We start from the raw sequence: 17,495 nt of genomic DNA, 5'->3' as shown, positions 1-17,495 counted from the left end.
TCCAGGGCAGTTCGATACGATGGGGCTTGAGATTAATGAGAACCCTTATCGTTTGTCGAGCCCGCCCTGGTCTTCATCGATCATTCGCTACGGCGCAGGGGGCCAGGCCACATGCTGCGCAACACGCCATCACGGCGCACCAGCGCGTGCATCAGCGCCGCGCCCAGGTGCACCAGTACCGTCGCGAACAGCAGGTAGCCGGCCCAGCCGTGGGCCTCGCGCAACACGGCATACAGTTGCAGGTTGTGCGGGGCGATCGCTGGCAGTTGCAGTGGCCGCGGGTAGCCGCCGGCCGAGAGCATGGCCCAGCCCAGCAGCGGCATGGCCAGCATCAGGCCGTACAGCACCAGGTGCGAGGCGCCGGCGGCAAAGCGCTGAAACGCTGGCAGGTCGCGCGGCAGCGGCGGGTGCGGCAGGCTCAGGCGCAGGCCGATGCGCACCAGCACCAGGGCCAGCAGCGCCAGGCCGGTGGCCTTGTGCAGTTCGACCAGCAGCGGGTGACGCGGCGACAGGTCGCCGACCATGCTCACGCCGATGAACAGCATGGCGAGGATCAGCATCGCCATCAGCCAGTGGATCAGCCGGGCCAGGGGGTGGAAGGCTTCGGGTTTCATGGTTGCGCTCCTGTGCTCAGCGACTCGTGGCTGCGGCGGTTGAAGGACACCGAGTAGGCGGCCGAGCGGGCGGCGAGGATCGGGTCGGCGGACGGTTCGATGCCGTGGGGCAGGATCAGCGGGTCGAAGTTGAGGTCGCGGCAGGCGCCTTGTTCGGGGCCGTCGACCTGTTCGATGAACAGGGTCCCGGCATCCACGCTGCGCCGCTCGGCAGGCCAGGGCCGGGCCGGGTCGTCCACCGCGTCGCCGGCGTCGGCCAGCACCAGGCGCAAGGTCCAGCGCAGCGGGCCCTGGGCCAGGCGCTGCGCCAGGTCGTGCTGGAGGAACTGCTTGTCGTCGACCTGGCCGGGCAGGGCGCTGAACGGCGTCTGTGGCTCCAGTTGCCAGCGTACCGGGTGGGCGTCGCCGTTGGCGTCGATCAGGCGGAAGGCATTGATGCTGTGGTACTGGGTGCTGGCAAAGCTGTCGCTGGGCTTGTAGCCCGCCGCCCATTGGCGGAACGCGGCGCTTTCCGGGTGGGCGGCGAAGAAGGCTTGCAGTTTCGCCGGGTCCGGTTTGCCGGTGGCCGGGTCCGGTGCGCCGGCCAGCACCTGGTCATAGAAGCCTTGCGGGTTGCTCACCGCGAGCACCGGCGGGTTGTTCATGCCGGTGCGCCAGACCTGGCCGTCGTCGGTGCTCAACTGGATCGCCAGGCTGCGCACCGGCACGCTGGTGTCTGGGGCGAACGGGTTGGCGCCACCGATGGCGAAGCGGCCGATCACCGGCACCCGGGCCTGGCTGAAGGCGCGCGCGGTGCTCAGGCTGGCGGCCTGGCCGCTGGGTTGGAAGTAGCCGCTGACGCACAGGCCCTTGGCGTGGTTCTTGCGGTACCCCGGGTGATGGCCAGCCTGGGCTTCGAAGGTGTCGATGATGCGTTGCGGGGTCAGTTGCGGCTCGCCGAGCCAGCCGGCGGCGTAGGCGAAACCTGCGCCCAGGGCCAGCATCACGGCGCCGATGCCGGCCAGGCGCAGGGCCTTGGCGGGGCCTTGCAAGGGTGGGGTCATGATCATCGTCCGGTTCAGTGAAGGTGCCAGTACGACGCAGCAGGGAAAAACTTATTCCCGGGGCGGGAATAAATTTTGTTGCCGGGCGTCTGCCCCCTACACTGACAAACCCGAGACCGGTAACTGGCCATGCAAGACCTGGACGAACAGCAGTGGCGCGAACTGCTGCAACGCCTGCGCCGCTTTGCCCTGTGGCTGACCCGCGACAGCGGCAGCGCCGACGACCTGGTCCAGGCCACCGTCGAGCGCGCCTTGAGCCGCCGTGGCCAGCAGCGTGAGGCCGAAGCCTTGCGTGCCTGGTTGTTCACCATCCTCTACCGGCTGTTTCTCGACGGCAAGCGCCGCGAGCGCCTGCATGCCCGCTGGTTGTCATGGTTTGGCCGTGACGCTGTGCAGCATGAAGCCGTGGGCGACAATCTCGAGGATATCGTCCTGGCCCAGGCGGATTTGCAGGCTTTCGCCCAGCTGTCCACCGAACAGCGCGCCCTGCTGTTGCTGGTGAGCGTCGAAGGGCTGAGCTACAAGGAGGCCGCCGAGGCCCTGAACATTCCCATCGGCACCGTGATGTCGCGGCTTTCACGGGCGCGCACCGCCCTGCGCCAACTGACCGAGGGCAACCCCCAGCCCCCGGCCTTGCGGAGACTGAAATGACACGCCTGATCCCCAGCGAGCAAGAACTGCATGCCTATGTCGACGAGCGCCTGACACCGCAGCGGCGCGCCGAGGTGCAGGCATGGCTGGCAGCCAACCCCCTGGAAGCGGCGCGGGTCGAGGCCTGGCGCAATGATGCCCGGCGCCTGCGTGCGGCCCTGGCAGGGTTTGCCGAGCAGCCGGGCGTGGCGTCGCTCGACCTGCGCCAGTTGCAGCGCCAGGTGCGTCAGCGCCGCCAGCGGCGCCTGGCCTCGGCGGCGGTGCTGCTGTTGGCGTTGGGTGTGGGCGGGCTGGGCGGCTGGCAGGCGCGGCAGGTGACCCTGGCCAGCAACGACCTGCCCATGGCCGACGCCGTGCAGGCCCATCGGCTGTTCGCCGGCAGCCAGGCGCTGGATATCCAGGCCAGCGACCCGGCGCAGCTGCGCGATTGGCTGGGGCGGCATTTCAACCGTGTGGGGCAATTGCCGGACCTGGCGGGTTACGGCTTCCAGCCGGTGGGCGCGCGCCTGCTCAGCAACGAACAGGGGCCGGCGGCATTGCTGGTGTTCCAGGACCGTGACGGGCAGCGCATCAGCCTGTTCCTGCGCTCGCCGGGGGAACGCTATGAGCGCATGCCCCAGGGGCAGCGGGTGGATGGGCAGTTGGAGGCACGCTACTGGTCGCATGGGGCGTACAACTTTGCCCTGGTCAGTGCGGCGGACGACGTGCGCGGGGCCGGGGTGGGCGAGGCGTTGCGGCTGGGGCTCTGATAGCGACGCGTCCTGTAGGAGCGGCCTTGTGTCGCGAACGGGCTGCAGAGCAGCCCCGGCAATATTTGCGGTGAAACTGAAATCGAGGGGCTGCTTTGCAGCCCGTTCGCGACACAAGGCCGCTCCTACAAAGGCCGGCAGGGTTTTGGAGGTCAGCTCAATTCGAGCCAGATCGGCGCATGGTCCGAAGGTTTTTCCATCCCGCGCAGTTCATAGTCCACGCCGGCTGCCTTGATCCGCGGCAGCAGTGCCTGGGATGCCATGATCAAGTCGATGCGCAGCCCGCGCTTGGGCTCGTCCTCGAAACCGCGGCTGCGGTAGTCGAACCAGCTGAACCGATCGGCCACTTCCGGGTGCAGGTGGCGGAAGCTGTCCACCAGGCCCCAGCCCTTGAGCCGCTCCATCCACTCGCGCTCCTCGGGCAGGAAGCTGCACTTGCCGGTCTTCAGCCAGCGCTTGGCGTTGTCCGGGCCGATGCCGATGTCGCAGTCCTGGGGCGAGATGTTCATGTCGCCCATCAGCAGCACCGGCTGGTCGTTCTTGAACTGCCCTTCGAGCAGCGCCTGCAGGTCACTGTAGAAGCGCTGCTTGGCCGGGAACTTGGTCGGGTGGTCGCGGCTTTCGCCCTGGGGGAAATAGCCGTTCATGATGGTGATCGGGGTGCCGTCGGCATCGGCGAAGGTGCCCCAGATGAAGCGGCGCTGGGCGTCTTCCTCATCGCTGGCGAAACCCTTGTGCAGGCTCAGCGGCGCCTGGCGCGAGAGCAGGGCGACGCCGTAGTGGCCCTTCTGCCCGTGATAGTGCACGTGGTAGCCCAGGGCCTGGACATCGGCGAGGGGGAACTGATCGTCGCTGACCTTGGTTTCCTGCAGGCCGATCACGTCCGGCTGGTGCTTTTCGATCAGCGCCGCCAGCTGGTGCGGGCGGGCCCGCAGGCCGTTGATGTTGAAACAGACGATCTTCATGGAAAGATGATCCTGGTAAAAGGCCGGATGCTAGCCGACATCGGCCGTGATCACCAGCGTGGCGGCCAGGGTGATGCACTGCTAATGTGCAATGCGACGAGGTGAACGATGCGCAGTGGGACACCTCCAAGGCATGTATGCCCTTTCCAGGAGGTCTGCCCGCAATGCCCGACGCCACTGCCGCCCAGGCTCGCATCTGCACGCTCGACGACGGTTACAGCCGTGAGGCCCGTTCGCTGCTCTACAACGCCTACCGTCATGACCCCACCTTTGCCTATATCTTCGAAGCCCAGCGCCCCGGCTACGAACGTCGCCTGCGGGTGATGGTGCGCGAATGGGTACGCCAGCACTTCTACCTGCAGTTGCCTGCGGTCGGCTTGCTGCTGGAGGACCGGCTGATCGCGCTGGCACTGATCGTACCGCCGCAGCGTCGGCTCGGCGTCGCCGACAGCTGGGCCTGGCGCCTGCGCATGCTGCTCGGTACCGGTCAGCGCTGCACCCGGCGCTACCTGGAGTACCAGGCCGCGCTGGTCGGCTGCCTGCCGCCCGGCCAGGTGCACATGCTGCCGTTGCTGGGGGTACATCCACAGTTTCGCGGTCAGCACTACGGCGAACAATTGTTACAGGCTGTGCACGACTGGTGCGCGGAGGATCCCAACACCCAAGGCGTGGTGCTGGACTCAGGAAACGCGCATTACCTGGCGTTTTACCAGCGTCAGGGCTACCTAGAAATTGGCGAGGTGGCCGTAGGGCCAATCCGAGAGAGGGTGTTCTTTCATCCCAATCCGCTTTCCTCAACGACTTCTTTTGCCTGATGAGGCCTGCCAGGCACCTGTCTTGAGCGCCTGGCTCTGGTAGCATGCGCCGCATGACGTATTCAGGAAGACTCAACTGGGGCCTGGTTTTCTGGGCGGCCAGTTTCGCAGCATGGGGCCAGAGCGAGTTGCTGGTGCAGGTCAAGCCGACCAACAGCGCGCTCAAGGCCAATGTCGAAGGCTATATCGGCACTTTGGGTGACCGTGATGAGGACGCGCTGCTGCGCTTCAGTCGCGGGGCAGAGGAGCAGGCGCGCAAGGCCGCGCAGGCACTTGGCTACTATCAGGCGCAGATCGAGACTGAGGTCAAGCCGCCCGCCAAGGCCGATCAATCCCCCAGGCTCATCATCAAGATTGCCCCCGGTGAGCCGGTGCGCTTGCGTAACGTGACCGTGCGCATCGAAGGGCCGGCCAGTGAAATGAAGGCATTCCGGGTGCCCGACAGCAAGGCCCTGCGCCCGGGCGAACAGCTCAATCACGGCCTGTACGAGGACGCCAAGCGGCTGATCCAGAACCAGGCCTCGCGCTATGGGTTCTTCAGCGGGCGTTTCAGCCGTCAGCGCCTGGCGGTCGACCCGCAGGCGGGGGTGGCCGACATCGAACTGGTGTACCAGAGCGGCCCGCGCTATCGCCTGGGCAAGGTCGAGTTCAGTGGCGACACCCCGCTGGACCAGGACCTGCTGCAACGCATGGTCTCCTTCACCCCTGGCACACCCTATGATTCCGAGCTGATTGCCGAGCTCAACAACGACCTGCAGTCCAGCGGCTACTTCGAAGGCGTGCGGGTCGACGCCGCCCCCACTGCCGCGGTGGGTGAGGACATCCCGGTCGCGGTTCGCCTCGACAGCCGCAAGCCCCGCACCATGGGCCTGGGCCTGGGCTTCTCGACCGACGTCGGCCCGCGTGGCAAGGCCAACTGGACCCGCCACTGGGTCAACCCGCAGGGCCACAGTTATGGCTGGGAAACCGAAATCTCGGCGCCGAGGCAGAACGTCGGGCTGTGGTACGACGTCCCGCTGGACCCACCACTGACCGACAAGCTGCGTTTCGCCGGCGGCTACCAGAACGAGGAGCTGGCCGGTACCGACACGCTCAGCAAGCTGCTGACCGTCGGCCCCGAATGGCACAGCAAGCTGCCCAGCGGCTGGCAGCGGGTGATCTCGCTCAAGTACCAGCGCGAAGAATACCGCCTGGGCGACGATTCGGGCCTGAGCAACCTGCTGATGCCGGGTATCAGCTTCAGCTACCTGCGCAGTGACAATCGCATCGACCCGCACAACGGCTACCGCCTGCAGTTCGATACCCAGGTGGCCAAGGAGGGGCTGGTGTCGGACACCAACCTGTTGCACGCCAACGTGCTGCTCAAGGGCCTCACTACCCTGGGCCACAACCACCGATTCCTCGGCCGGGTGCAGTTCGGTGGCAGCGCCACCAACGGCTACAAGAACAACATCCCGCCGTCGCTGCGCTTCTTCGCCGGTGGCGACCAGAGCGTGCGTGGCTACGACTACCAGACGCTGTCGCCGAAAAACAGCGACGGTGACCGCATCGGCGGGCGCTACCTGGTGGCCGGCAGTGTCGAGTACCAGTACTCGCTGGCTGATAAATGGCGGGTGGCGACCTTCGTCGACCAAGGCAATTCGTTCAACAACCTGGAACTGCCCAGCCTCAAGACCGGGGTCGGTTTCGGTGTTCGTTGGGTGTCGCCGGTCGGGCCGCTGCGCCTGGACCTGGCCAAGGCGCTCGATGACGAGGGCGGTATCCGCCTGCACTTCTCCATGGGGCCTGAGCTTTGAAGCGTGTGTTGATGCGTGTGTCGATGGGGGTTCTGCTGGCCCTGCTGGCGAGTGTGCTGCTGCTGTTCATGGCGCTGGGTGTGCTGTTGGGGACCGAGGGCGGCAGCCGCTGGGCGCTCGGCCAAGTGCCTGGGCTGACGGTCGATGACTTCCGCGGGCGCCTGGCGGGCAGTTGGCAGGCCAGCCGCCTGAGCTGGCTGGATGGCGGCAATCGGATCGAGGTGCAAGCCCCGCTGCTGAACTGGTCGCCAGCGTGCCTGCTGAAGGCCACGCTGTGCATCGACCAGTTGAAGGCCCAGCGTGTCGACATGGCCTTCGCGCCGAGCGAGCAGGGCACCGAGAGTGGCCCGCTGCAACTGCCGGCATTGCATCTGCCGCTGGCCATCGAGGTGGGCGAGGTCCAGGTGGGCCAGGTGCGCCTGGACGGCAGCGATCTGCTCGGCGACTTGCACCTGGCGGCGCACTGGACAGCAGGCGGGCTGCGCATCGACAGCCTGCAGTTGCAGCGCGACGACTTGCGGGTCGATGTGCAGGGCGAGGTGAAACCCGAGGGTGACTGGCCCTTGCAACTACAGGGGCAGGTGCAACTGCCCGCCGTGGAGGGCAAGGCCTGGCAGCTGGCGCTGAGCGCCAGGGGCGAACTGCAGAAGACCCTTGTCCTGGACGCGACCAGCAGCGGTTACCTCGATGCCCGCCTGACCGGTGAACTGCAGGCCCTGGCCGAGCACCTGCCTGCCAGGCTGCAGGTTCGCGCCGATGCCTTCAAACCGACGGCATCGCTGCCGGACACCTTGCAGTTCAATCAGCTCAAGCTGGATGCCCAGGGCGACCTGCTCAAGGGCTATCGGCTTTCCGGCAGCGCCAGCCTGCCGGCCGAAAAGGCGCCCGTGGCCCTGGCCCTGACCGGCAAGGTCGATGCCAAGGGCGCGAAACTGGATGCACTGGACCTCACGGCCAGCGATACCCAGCGGGTCAAGCTGCAGGCCAGTGCCGACTGGCAGCAGGGCCTGAGCGCCGATGCCCAGCTCGACTGGCTGGATTTCCCCTGGATGCGCCTGTACCCGCTGGAGGCGCCACCTGAAGTCACCCTCAAACGCTTCAACGCCCAGGTGCAGTACCGTGATGGCAAGTACCAGGGGCAGTTCAACGGCGACCTCGACGGCCCGGCCGGTGCCTTTACCCTGGCCAGCCCGTTCGAGGGTGACCTGGGCCAGGTGCGTCTGCCGCAGCTTGCATTGAGCGCTGGCCAAGGCAAGGCGACTGGCGATGTCGCCGTGCGTTTCGCCGATACCCTGGCCTGGGATGTCGACCTGCAGTTGTCGGCACTCGACCCGGCCTACTGGCTTGCCGAGTTGCCGGGTAGCTTGGCTGGCCCTTTGCGCAGCAAGGGCGAGCTGAAAGGCGAACAGCTCAGCCTCGATGCCCAGCTCGACCTCAAGGGCCGCCTGCGCGGCCAGCCAGCGGTGCTCAAGGTCCAGGCGCAAGGCGCCGGGCAGGCCTGGACGCTTGGCGCCTTGGCCGTGCAACTGGGTGACAACCGCATCAACGGCAGTGGCAGCCTGCAACAGCGCCTGGCCGGGCGCATCGACCTCGACCTGCCTCGCCTGGGGCAGCTGTGGCCTCGGTTGCAGGGGCAGGTCAAGGGCCGTCTGGACGTCAGCGGCACCTTGAACGCCCCGCAAGGCAGCCTGACCCTGCTGGGGCAGCAATTGGCCCAGGCGGAAAATCGCCTGCAACGCCTCGACCTGGAGGCGCGTCTGGACAATGCCCAGCGCGCCGCCATCGACCTCAAGGCAAGCGGGATTCGCCTGGGTGAAACGCCGCTGGGCAGCTTGCAGGCCAACGGCAAGGGCGATATCCGCCAGCAAGCGCTGACCCTGGCCCTCGAAGGGCCGCAGCTCAAGCTTGACCTGGGCCTGGATGGCCAATTGAGCAAAGGTGACTGGCGTGGCCGCCTGGCCACTGGTCGCATCCAGGCCGGCGGCCAGGACTGGCAGTTGCAGGCCCCGGCGCGGCTGCAGCGCCTGGCCAGCGGCCAGCTGGACTTCGGTGCCCACTGCTGGCGCTCCGGCCAGGCCAGCCTGTGCGGCGAAGATCAGCGCCTGGCGCCGGAGCCGCGGCTGCGCTACCACCTCAAGCAGTTCCCGCTGGACAGCCTGGCGCAATGGTTGCCCAAGGACTTCGCCTGGCAGGGGCTGCTCAATGCCGACATCAACCTGGATATTCCGGCCGGCGGCCCCAAGGGCACGGTCCGCGTCGATGCCAGCGGCGGCACCCTGCGGGTGCGCGACAAGGGGCGCTGGATCGACTTCCCTTACCAGGCCCTGCGCGTGGACAGCACCCTCGCGCCGCGGCGTATCGATACCCGTCTGGAGTTCCGTGGCGAACGCCTGGGTGAGTTGAATCTCAATGCACGTCTCGATCCGCTGGGCAAGGACAAACCCCTGGCGGGTGACTTCCGTCTGGCGGGGCTGGACCTGTCGATTGCCCGGCCGTTCGTGCCCATGGTCGAGCGGCTGGCGGGTCAGTTGAATGGCAGTGGCCGGTTGTCCGGCACCTTGCTGGCGCCCCAAGTCAACGGCAACCTGATGCTCAGCGGTGGCGAAGTCAGTGGCGCCGAACTGCCAGTCAGTCTGCAGGGCCTGTCGTTGCAGGCCCTGATCGCCGGTGAGCAGGTGCGCCTCGATGGCAGCTGGACAAGTGGCGACGCCGGGCGCGGCCAGTTGAATGGCCTGCTGACCTGGGGGCAGGCGCTGGGCATGGACCTGCGCCTGCAAGGCCAGCAGCTGCCGGTGACGGTGGAGCCCTATGCTGCGCTGGAAGTGGCGCCGGACCTGAACGTGCGGTTGATCGACGACAAACTGGCGGTGATCGGCAAGGTGCGGGTGCCCAAGGGCAAGATCACCGTGCGGGAGTTGCCGCCGTCGACCGTCAAGGTCTCGGACGACACGGTCATCGTCGGTCACCAGACCGAAGAGGGCAAGCCGCCCATGGCGATGGCCATGGACATCGACGTGGAGGTGGGCCAGGACAAGCTGTCGTTCAGCGGTTTCGGCCTGACCGCCAATCTGCTGGGGCATGTGCACATCGGCGACAACCTGGATACGCGCGGTGAACTGAACCTGGCCGACGGCCGCTACCGGGCCTATGGCCAGCGCTTGACCATTCGCCGTGCGCGGCTGTTGTTCGCCGGGCCGATCGACACGCCCTACCTGGATATCGAGGCGATTCGCCAGGTCGACGACGTGACCGCGGGCATTCGCTTGAGCGGCAGTGCCGAGCAACCGACCACCAAGGTGTTTTCGGAACCGGCCATGAGTCAGGAGCAAGCGTTGTCGTACCTGGTGCTGGGGCGCCCGTTGAGCACCTCGGGCGAGGATAGCAACATGCTTGCCCAGGCCGCCCTGGGCCTGGGCCTGGCAGGCAGCGCCGGGGTGACCGGCAGCCTGGCGTCGAGCCTGGGGATCGATGATTTCCAGCTGGATACCGAGGGCTCGGGCAACAGTACCAGTGTGGTGGCCAGTGGCAACCTGACGGAAAAGCTGAGCTTGCGGTATGGGGTAGGGGTATTCGAACCGGCCAACACCATTGCGCTGCGCTACAAGTTGAGCAAGAAAGTCTACCTGGAAGCGGCCAGTGGCCTGGCGAGCTCCCTGGATATTTTCTACAAGCGCGACTTCTGACGGCAGCCGTCAGCGTGCGCAGGGTTCCTGGCGCCGGATGTTACCGATCTGGCGCAGGCTCAGCCCATACTTGTCGGCCAGAAGGCTTCGCGAGAGGCCGTTGGCGCTCTCCTTCTGGATTTGCAGGTTGCGCAGTTGGCGCAGGAAATGGTCCGCCTTGGGGATTTCCAGCGCCACGCCGGCAAAGCGCTTGATCAGGGCATCAAGCGCATCGCCGGGGAGGATGTCGGCAAGTTTGGTGCGCTCGCGATGCTTGGGAATGTACTTGGGCCTGCCACCGTAGGTGCAGGTCAGATGGTAGGCATTTTCGATGCCGATGCATTCGATCAGGGCCTGTAGCGAATGGGGCAGCTGGCTGATGTCGATCGAGTTGAGGTCTGGCAATTCCATGTGAGGCTTCCTCGCGGGTAATGGTGCGCGATGCTGTGAAGATCCGTGATAGCGGGTCGGCGAATGCCAGTAACGCAGGTCATTGGCATGACTGGATTTTCAGTGAGCAAGGAAGGCTGTCGCTAGGCGCCAAGTGGGCTGGTGCTTGTAGTTTCAGTGAGCAGGTCTTGCGGGCATTTATGTGGTCCGATGTAGGAAAACGGACAGGGGAATGCTCTCAAGGCCCCGAATATCCGTGTTGCTGCTGTTTGTCGATGCAAATGGGTGGCGGCCCCCTCCAGCAGGAAAATCGTCGCCTCAGGCGGTGGGCGTTGTATCATGGCCACGGCTCGTTGCGAGCCATTTGCCCCGATGTTGCAAGGAACAATCGATGACACACATGCAGCGCCTCAAATACTCCGTCCTGATCATCCTGGTGATGCTGGGCCTCATGTTCGGCCTGTCCCATCTGGCCAAGCAGGGCACCATCAGCGAGCAGACCTTCCAGATCCTCGCCATCGTCATCGCGGTCATCGTGGTGGTGATCAACGGGATCCTGCGGCGCAAGGTCAAGCCCTGACCCGTGCATGGCCGGCCAAGGCATGGCCGGCCGCGCACTCAACGTGGCACGGGCTGCTCGAGCACGGCGCGTGCCTGCGGCTCGAGGCTGTAGCATTTGTCGCTGCCCAGGCTGATCACGCCTTCCACGCACAGTCGCTTGAGCACCTCGCGTACACTGAGGAACGACAGCGGTATGTCCAGTTGCTCGAGCTGTGCATGCACGCCACGCACACCTATGCTGCGGCCGTTGCGGTCAGCGGCGTGCAGGGCATCGATCACTTTCAGGCGGATCAGGCTGGTGCGCAGGCCGTAGGTGCGCAGCAGTTCACGGATCTGCTCGTTGCCGACACGCTCGTCCCCGCCGGCAGCCGCTCCGTTGGCCACCTTGGCCGGGGCGTGGCCGGCCTGCAATGAGGGTTGCGGGTTGTACATGTGAATGCTCCTTTTCGTGGACTTTCCCGAAAACTGGGTGCCTCACTAAGTAGGACGAATGAGAATGGAAAATCTGCAGTGTTTGTGTGAAAAAGATTCGCTGCGCTTTCCATGAAGACGATCCGCCTTGCCCTGTCGCGTAAAATTTTCATCTGGCCATTCGTCTGATCGGGAATGATCCCTGAATCCGAGGAGTGCCCGTGTTGCCCATTTCGCGTCCCAAGACCTGCGCCGTCCTCGCGGCTGCGCTGGTCGCCTCCAGCCTTGCCGCGCAGGCGCGGGAGAACAACGGCGATGCCAGCGCGCAGATCCGCCGTACCAGTTTTGGCGTGCCGCATATCGTGGCCAAGGACGAACGTGGCCTTGGCTATGGCATCGGCTACGCCTACGGCCAGGACAATCTGTGCTTGCTGGCCAATGAGGTGTTGACCGTCAGCGGCGAGCGTTCGCGCTACTTCGGTGCCAAGGGCAAGACCTTTGAACAGCGTGACAACCTGACCAGCGACCTGTTCTTCACCTGGCTCAACACCCCGGCTGCCGTCAGCGCTTACTTCCAGGCCCAGCCAGCACCGGTGCGCGACCTGCTGGACGGTTATGCCAGTGGTTTCAACCGTGCCCTGGCCGAGCGCCGCGGCCAGGGGCTGCCGGCCGAGTGTGGCGATGGCCAATGGCTGCGGCCGATCACCAGCCTGGACCTGGTCAAGCTCACTCGCCGGCTGCTGGCCGAAGGTGGCCTGGGGCAGTTCGCCGAGGCGCTGGTGGCGGCGCAGCCCCCGCAGGTCACCAGCCAGCAGGCGCTGCCGGCCTTTGGCGCGGCACTGGCGCAACAGCAGCGCTTTGCCTCGGAGCGCGGCAGCAATGCCGTGGCCGTGGGTGCCGCGCGATCAGCCAATGGTCGCGGCCTGCTGTTGGCCAACCCGCACTTCCCATGGATGGGCGGCATGCGCTTCTACCAGATGCAACTGACCATTCCTGGCCAGCTCGACGTGATGGGCGCCGCCTTGCCCGGCCTGCCCGTGGTGAACATCGGCTTCAACCAGCACCTGGCCTGGACCCACACGGTGGACACGTCCAAGCACTTCACCCTGTACCGCCTGCAGCTGGACCCGAAGGACCCGACCCGCTACCTGCAGGACGGCAAGTCCCTGCCGCTGGAGCGGCAGACCGTGAGTGTCACGGTCAAGGCCGACGACGGCACCCTCAGCCAGGTCGAACGTCAGGTCTACAGCTCCGGCTACGGCCCGGTGGTGGTCTGGCCTGGGCGCCTGGACTGGAACACCCAGGCCGCGTTCAGCCTGCGTGACGCCAACCTGGACAACACCCGCGTGCTGCAGCAGTGGTATCGCATCAACCGTGCCGACAGCCTGGCCGCGCTGAAAGGTTCGGTCGAACAGCTGCAAGGGATCCCGTGGGTCAACACTTTGGCGGTGGATGCCGCAGGCCAGGCGTTGTACCTGAACCAGTCGGTCGTGCCCTACGTCGACCAGCAACTGCTCAGCCAGTGCAGCAACCCGGCGGCGCAAGGCCCGCTGGTGGTGCTGGATGGCTCGCGCAGTGCCTGCCAGTGGAAGGTCGACCCACAGGCTGCTCAGCCTGGCATCTTCCCGGCGCATCTGCTGCCGAGCCTGGAGCGCAAGGACTTCGTGCAGAACTCCAACGACCCGGCGTGGATGGCCAACCCGGCCCAGCCGCTGACAGGCTTCTCGCCTTTGGTCAGCCGCAACGACCAGCCACTGGGCATGCGTGGGCGCTATGCGCTGGAGCGCCTGCAGGGCAACGCCAGGCTGGGTGTCGAGGATCTGCAGAAGATGGTGCTCGATGACGATGTCTACCTGGCCGACCTGCTCCTGCCCGACCTGCTGCAGTGGTGCAAGGGTGCCGAGGCGGACCTGCAGGCCGTGTGCGCCAGCCTCGCAGCCTGGAACGGCAAGGCCGACCTGAACAGCGGTATCGGCCTGGTGCATTTCGACAACATCGTCAGGGCGCTGGCCGAGCACCCCGAGGGCTGGCGCGTGGCCTTCGATCCGAACGACCCGCAGCACACCCCGCGTGGGCTGGCTGTCGAGCAGGCGGCTGTACGCAAGCTGGTGCGCGAGGCGGCCCTGGCCTCGTTGCAGCAGGTGGCCAAGGCCGGCGTGGAGGAGGGCAGCCAGTGGGGGCAGATCCAGCAGGCCATCGATGGCACCCCGGTGCCGGGCGGCCCTCAGGGATTGGGGGTATACAACGCGATCTTCAGCATCCCGCACGGGCCGGGCAAGCGCCTGGTGGTCAGCGGGACCAGCTACCTGCAACTGGTGAGTTTCACCGACAAGGGCCCGCAGGCGCGTGGGCTGTTGGCGTTCTCCCAGTCCAGCGAGGCCGGTTCGGCGCACTTCAGCGACCAGACCAAGGCATTCTCGGCCAAGCAGTTGGCGCCGATTCCGTTCACCGAGGCGCAGATCGAGGCGGATCCGCAGTACAAGCAGTATGTGATCAGCGAGCGGGACAAGGGGGCGGTGGCCAGCCAGCCGTGATGCGCTAGCCTGTCAGGGCCTCTTCGCGGGTAAACCCGCTCCCACAGCGACCGCATCACCTTGGCCTTGGTGCTGCAGCCCCTGTGGGAGCGGGTTTACCCGCGAAGAATCCAAGGTGATCTGTCAGGAAAACTCGAACGGCTCCAGGGCAAAACCCTGGCCGTCGACCTGCAAGGTCCAGCCTCGCCGGTCCCAGTCGCCCAGCACGATACGCCGTGCCGGTTCACCCTCGACCATCAACTTGTGGATCGCCGGCCGATGGGTATGGCCATGCACCAGGGTGCGCACGCCATGTGCTGCCATCACCTTGGGGACCTCCTCCGGCGTGACATCGACGATCTCGGTGGCCTTCATGCGGACTTGCGTGCGGCTTTCGCTGCGCAGCTTGCGCGCCAGCTTGTGCCGGGTGGCCAGCGGCAGGTGCCGGAGGATCCACAGGGTCAGCGGGTTGCGCAGGTAGCGGCGCATCTTCATGTAGCCGACGTCGCGGGTGCACAGGGTATCGCCATGCATCAGCAATACCGCCTCGCCACCCAGGTCGATCACGCTCGGGTCGGCCAGCAGCGTGCAGCCGGCGGCCTTGCAGAAGTCCTGGCCGATCAGGAAGTCGCGGTTGCCGTGCATCAGGTAGATCGCCGTGCCGCTGTCGCTCAGCTGGCGCAGGGCCTGGCAGATCGACTGCTGGAACGGGGTCATGGCATCGTCGCCGATCCACGCCTCGAAGAAGTCGCCAAGGATGTACAGCGCCTTGGCATGGCGAGCACGGCCATCGAGCAGATCAAGAAACGCCCGGGTGATATCCGGGCGTTCTTCTTGCAGGTGCAGATCGGAGATCAGCAGTATCACTCAATGATCTCGGCTTTCTCGATGATCACGTCTTCTTTCGGCACGTCCTGGTGGCCGGCCTTGGAGCCGGTGGAGACGCCTTCGATCTTGTCGACGATGTCAGTGCCTTCGGTGACCTTGCCGAATACCGCATAGCCCCAGCCCTGGACGTTCTTGCCGCTGTGGTTGAGGAAGTCGTTGTTCGAGGCGTTGATGAAGAACTGCGCCGAGGCGGAGTGCGGCTCCATGGTGCGCGCCATGGCGATGGTGTATTTGTCGTTCGCCAGGCCGTTGTCGGCTTCGTTCTGGATGCTAGGGCGCTTGTCTTTCTTTTCTTTCATGCCAGGCTCGAAGCCGCCGCCCTGGATCATGAAGCCCTTGATCACACGGTGGAACACGGTGTTGCTGTAGTGGCCGGCATTGACGTACTCGATGAAGTTGGCCACGGTGATCGGGGCTTTTTCAGCGTTCAGTTCAATGACGATATCGCCGTGGTTGGTGGTCAATTTGACTTTGGACATGCTGAAACTCGCTTTTTCAAGGCAATCGGGAATTAGGGTGCGCAAGGCGCCGGTTATCACCTGACGCAGGATCACGCGAACACGACACATGGCGCGCACAGGCCATTTTGCCAGGCTGCGGCAAAAAGCCGTGATAAATCACGCCTGTTTGTCCGGGCCCGGCTGTCAGCAGCTTGACTGCTTCGGCTATGATAGGCCCTTTGATTCAATCGGCCTACCCAGGCCGGACACGTGCATTCAAGGATCCTATGAGCAAGCCCACTGCCGACAACGCGCCCAACGCCGCTGCCAAAGGCGCCCCCGCCGTCCCTGCGAACTTCCTGCGGCCGATCATCCAGGCCGACCTGGACGCCGGCAAGCACAGCAGCATCGTCACCCGCTTCCCGCCGGAGCCCAACGGCTACCTGCACATCGGCCACGCCAAGTCGATCTGCGTCAACTTCGGCCTGGCCAAGGAGTTCGGCGGCGTCTGCCACCTGCGCTTCGACGACACCAACCCGGCCAAGGAAGACCAGGAATACATCGACGCCATCCAGAGCGACGTCAAGTGGCTGGGCTTCGAGTGGGCCGGCGAAGTGCGCTATGCCTCCAACTACTTCGACCAGTTGCACGACTGGGCCGTTGAGCTGATCAAGCGTGGCAAGGCCTATGTCTGCGACCTGACCCCTGATCAAGCCAAGGAATACCGCGGCAGCCTGACCCAGCCTGGCAAGAACAGCCCGTTCCGCGAGCGCAGCGTCGAAGACAACCTCGACCTGTTCGCGCGCATGAAGGCCGGCGAGTTCCAGGACGGTGAGCGCGTGCTGCGGGCCAAGATCGACATGGCTTCGCCGAACATGAACCTGCGCGACCCGATCCTGTACCGCATCCGCCATGCCCACCACCACCAGACCGGTGACAAGTGGTGCATCTACCCGAACTACGACTTCACCCACGGGCAGTCGGATGCCATCGAAGGCATCACCCACTCGATCTGCACCCTCGAGTTCGAAGGCCACCGTCCGCTGTACGACTGGTTCCTAGACAACCTGCCGGTGCCGGCGCACCCGCGCCAGTACGAGTTCAGCCGCCTGAACCTGAACTACACGATCACCTCCAAGCGCAAGCTCAAGCAGCTGGTCGACGAGCAGCACGTCAGCGCCTGGGACGATCCGCGCATGTCGACCCTGTCCGGCTTCCGTCGTCGCGGCTACACCCCGGCGTCGATCCGCAACTTCTGCGACATGATCGGTACCAACCGTTCCGACGGCGTGGTCGACATGTCGATGCTCGAATTCAGCATCCGTGACGACCTCGACCGCACCGCGCCACGCGCCATGTGCGTGCTGCGCCCGCTGAAGGTGGTCATCACCAACTACCCCGAAGGCCAGGTCGAGCAGCTCGAACTGCCGCGCCACCCGAAGGAAGACATGGGCGTGCGCGTGCTGCCGTTCGCCCGCGAGCTGTACATCGACCGCGACGACTTCATGGAAGTGCCGCCAAAGGGCTACAAGCGCCTGGAGCCAGCCGGTGAGGTGCGCCTGCGCGGCAGCTACGTGATCCGCGCCGACGAGGCGATCAAGGATGCCGACGGCAACATCGTCGAACTGCGCTGCTCGTACGACCCGGACACCCTCGGCAAGAACCCGGAAGGCCGCAAGGTCAAGGGCGTGATCCACTGGGTGCCGGCCGAAGGCAGCGTCGAGTGCGAAGTGCGCCTGTACGACCGCCTGTTCCGCTCCGCCAACCCGGAGAAGACCGAGGACGGCGGCAGCTTCCTCGACAACATCAACCCGGACTCGCTGCAGGTGCTCAGCGGCTGCCGCGCCGAGCCATCGCTGGGCCAGGCGCAGCCGGAAGACCGCTTCCAGTTCGAGCGCGAAGGCTACTTCTGCGCCGACCTCAAGGACAGCCAGCCGGGCCGCCCGGTGTTCAACCGCACCGTCACCCTGCGTGACTCCTGGGGCAGCTGAGGAACC

Annotated in this window: 15 protein-coding genes; 8 read left to right on the top strand and 7 right to left on the bottom strand. The window is 65.6% G+C overall.

The annotated features are described in order from the left end of the window. Window positions 1–80 precede the first annotated feature (80 nt). Window positions 81–614, bottom strand: a complete 534-nt coding sequence (locus tag ACIP21_RS08230; RefSeq protein WP_400686227.1) for a cytochrome b — start codon at window positions 612–614, stop codon at window positions 81–83. Further along, window positions 611–1,663 carry a catalase family peroxidase gene (locus ACIP21_RS08225; protein ID WP_400686225.1) on the bottom strand — a complete coding sequence of 351 codons (1,053 nt, stop codon included), beginning with the start codon at window positions 1,661–1,663 and terminating at the stop codon, window positions 611–613. Before ACIP21_RS08225 ends, ACIP21_RS08230 begins: the two co-directional genes overlap by 4 nt. Window positions 1,664–1,786: 123 nt before the next feature. On the opposite strand from ACIP21_RS08225, the gene ACIP21_RS08220 reads away from it, so the two are divergent. Further along, window positions 1,787–2,308 carry a sigma-70 family RNA polymerase sigma factor gene (locus ACIP21_RS08220; protein WP_400686223.1) on the top strand — a complete coding sequence of 174 codons (522 nt, stop codon included), beginning with the start codon at window positions 1,787–1,789 and terminating at the stop codon, window positions 2,306–2,308. After that, window positions 2,305–3,057: an anti-sigma factor family protein gene (locus ACIP21_RS08215; protein WP_400686221.1), complete on the top strand. Its 753-nt coding sequence runs from the start codon at window positions 2,305–2,307 to the stop codon at window positions 3,055–3,057. The genes ACIP21_RS08220 and ACIP21_RS08215 overlap by 4 nt, the downstream gene beginning before the upstream one ends. Window positions 3,058–3,209: 152 nt before the next feature. On the opposite strand, the gene xthA is transcribed toward ACIP21_RS08215, so the two are convergent. After that, window positions 3,210–4,022 (bottom strand): exodeoxyribonuclease III, encoded by an 813-nt coding sequence (gene xthA, locus ACIP21_RS08210; RefSeq protein WP_400686219.1) that lies wholly within the window; start codon window positions 4,020–4,022, stop codon window positions 3,210–3,212. A gap of 164 nt (window positions 4,023–4,186) precedes the next feature. On the opposite strand from xthA, the gene ACIP21_RS08205 reads away from it, so the two are divergent. From ACIP21_RS08205 to ACIP21_RS08195, 3 genes are read left to right on the top strand one after another with little or no spacing between them, the layout of a single operon-like run. Next, window positions 4,187–4,837 (top strand): GNAT family N-acetyltransferase, encoded by a 651-nt coding sequence (locus ACIP21_RS08205; RefSeq protein WP_400686217.1) that lies wholly within the window; start codon window positions 4,187–4,189, stop codon window positions 4,835–4,837. Window positions 4,838–4,890: 53 nt separating this feature from the next. Beyond that, entirely contained in the window at window positions 4,891–6,633 is a 1,743-nt protein-coding gene (locus ACIP21_RS08200; RefSeq protein ID WP_400687101.1) for an autotransporter assembly complex family protein, read from the top strand. Next, complete coding sequence (locus ACIP21_RS08195) at window positions 6,630–10,316, top strand: translocation/assembly module TamB domain-containing protein (protein ID WP_400686214.1); 3,687 nt, start codon at window positions 6,630–6,632, stop codon at window positions 10,314–10,316. The genes ACIP21_RS08200 and ACIP21_RS08195 overlap by 4 nt, the downstream gene beginning before the upstream one ends. 9 nt (window positions 10,317–10,325) lie before the next feature. On the opposite strand, the gene ACIP21_RS08190 is transcribed toward ACIP21_RS08195, so the two are convergent. Next, window positions 10,326–10,706 (bottom strand): Mor transcription activator family protein, encoded by a 381-nt coding sequence (locus ACIP21_RS08190; RefSeq protein ID WP_400686212.1) that lies wholly within the window; start codon window positions 10,704–10,706, stop codon window positions 10,326–10,328. Window positions 10,707–11,076: 370 nt separating this feature from the next. On the opposite strand from ACIP21_RS08190, the gene ACIP21_RS08185 reads away from it, so the two are divergent. Beyond that, a complete protein-coding gene (locus tag ACIP21_RS08185) occupies window positions 11,077–11,265 on the top strand; it encodes a hypothetical protein (protein ID WP_400686209.1) in 189 nt (62 codons plus the stop codon). A gap of 38 nt (window positions 11,266–11,303) precedes the next feature. Here the strand turns inward: ACIP21_RS08185 and ACIP21_RS08180 are convergent, their stop codons facing one another. After that, window positions 11,304–11,678 (bottom strand): fe2+ zn2+ uptake regulation protein, encoded by a 375-nt coding sequence (locus ACIP21_RS08180; protein WP_400686207.1) that lies wholly within the window; start codon window positions 11,676–11,678, stop codon window positions 11,304–11,306. Window positions 11,679–11,878: 200 nt separating this feature from the next. On the opposite strand from ACIP21_RS08180, the gene ACIP21_RS08175 reads away from it, so the two are divergent. After that, on the top strand, window positions 11,879–14,191 hold the full coding sequence (locus ACIP21_RS08175) for an acylase (protein ID WP_400686204.1): 2,313 nt from the start codon (window positions 11,879–11,881) through the stop codon (window positions 14,189–14,191). Between the two features lie 123 nt (window positions 14,192–14,314). Here ACIP21_RS08175 and lpxH read toward each other — a convergent pair whose 3' ends face one another. Both lpxH and ACIP21_RS08165 read right to left on the bottom strand, forming a co-directional pair. Continuing rightward, a complete protein-coding gene (lpxH, locus tag ACIP21_RS08170) occupies window positions 14,315–15,037 on the bottom strand; it encodes a UDP-2,3-diacylglucosamine diphosphatase (protein WP_400686202.1) in 723 nt (240 codons plus the stop codon). Next, window positions 15,034–15,537, bottom strand: coding sequence for a peptidylprolyl isomerase (locus ACIP21_RS08165; RefSeq protein WP_400686200.1), 504 nt, complete (start codon window positions 15,535–15,537; stop codon window positions 15,034–15,036). Before ACIP21_RS08165 ends, lpxH begins: the two co-directional genes overlap by 4 nt. 248 nt (window positions 15,538–15,785) lie before the next feature. On the opposite strand from ACIP21_RS08165, the gene ACIP21_RS08160 reads away from it, so the two are divergent. Further along, complete coding sequence (locus tag ACIP21_RS08160) at window positions 15,786–17,489, top strand: glutamine--tRNA ligase/YqeY domain fusion protein (protein WP_400686199.1); 1,704 nt, start codon at window positions 15,786–15,788, stop codon at window positions 17,487–17,489. Window positions 17,490–17,495 lie beyond the last annotated feature (6 nt).

Source organism: Pseudomonas sp. NPDC089401 (assembly GCF_044749485.1).
Lineage (GTDB): Bacteria > Pseudomonadota > Gammaproteobacteria > Pseudomonadales > Pseudomonadaceae > Aquipseudomonas.
This window is presented reverse-complemented; position numbering and strand designations above follow the sequence as displayed.

Excerpts from the sequence above, each read along its gene's own strand:
- xthA (WP_400686219.1), bottom strand. The coding sequence starts at position 4,022 with ATGAAGATCGTCTGTTTCAACATCAACGGCCTGCGGGCCCGCCCGCAC.
- ACIP21_RS08160 (WP_400686199.1), top strand. The coding sequence starts at position 15,786 with ATGAGCAAGCCCACTGCCGACAACGCGCCCAACGCCGCTGCCAAAGGC.
- ACIP21_RS08200 (WP_400687101.1), top strand. The coding sequence starts at position 4,891 with ATGACGTATTCAGGAAGACTCAACTGGGGCCTGGTTTTCTGGGCGGCC.
- ACIP21_RS08205 (WP_400686217.1), top strand. The coding sequence starts at position 4,187 with ATGCCCGACGCCACTGCCGCCCAGGCTCGCATCTGCACGCTCGACGAC.
- ACIP21_RS08230 (WP_400686227.1), bottom strand. The coding sequence starts at position 614 with ATGAAACCCGAAGCCTTCCACCCCCTGGCCCGGCTGATCCACTGGCTG.
- ACIP21_RS08215 (WP_400686221.1), top strand. The coding sequence starts at position 2,305 with ATGACACGCCTGATCCCCAGCGAGCAAGAACTGCATGCCTATGTCGAC.
- ACIP21_RS08225 (WP_400686225.1), bottom strand. The coding sequence starts at position 1,663 with ATGATCATGACCCCACCCTTGCAAGGCCCCGCCAAGGCCCTGCGCCTG.
- ACIP21_RS08190 (WP_400686212.1), bottom strand. The coding sequence starts at position 10,706 with ATGGAATTGCCAGACCTCAACTCGATCGACATCAGCCAGCTGCCCCAT.
- ACIP21_RS08185 (WP_400686209.1), top strand. The coding sequence starts at position 11,077 with ATGACACACATGCAGCGCCTCAAATACTCCGTCCTGATCATCCTGGTG.
- ACIP21_RS08180 (WP_400686207.1), bottom strand. The coding sequence starts at position 11,678 with ATGTACAACCCGCAACCCTCATTGCAGGCCGGCCACGCCCCGGCCAAG.
- ACIP21_RS08165 (WP_400686200.1), bottom strand. The coding sequence starts at position 15,537 with ATGTCCAAAGTCAAATTGACCACCAACCACGGCGATATCGTCATTGAA.
- ACIP21_RS08220 (WP_400686223.1), top strand. The coding sequence starts at position 1,787 with ATGCAAGACCTGGACGAACAGCAGTGGCGCGAACTGCTGCAACGCCTG.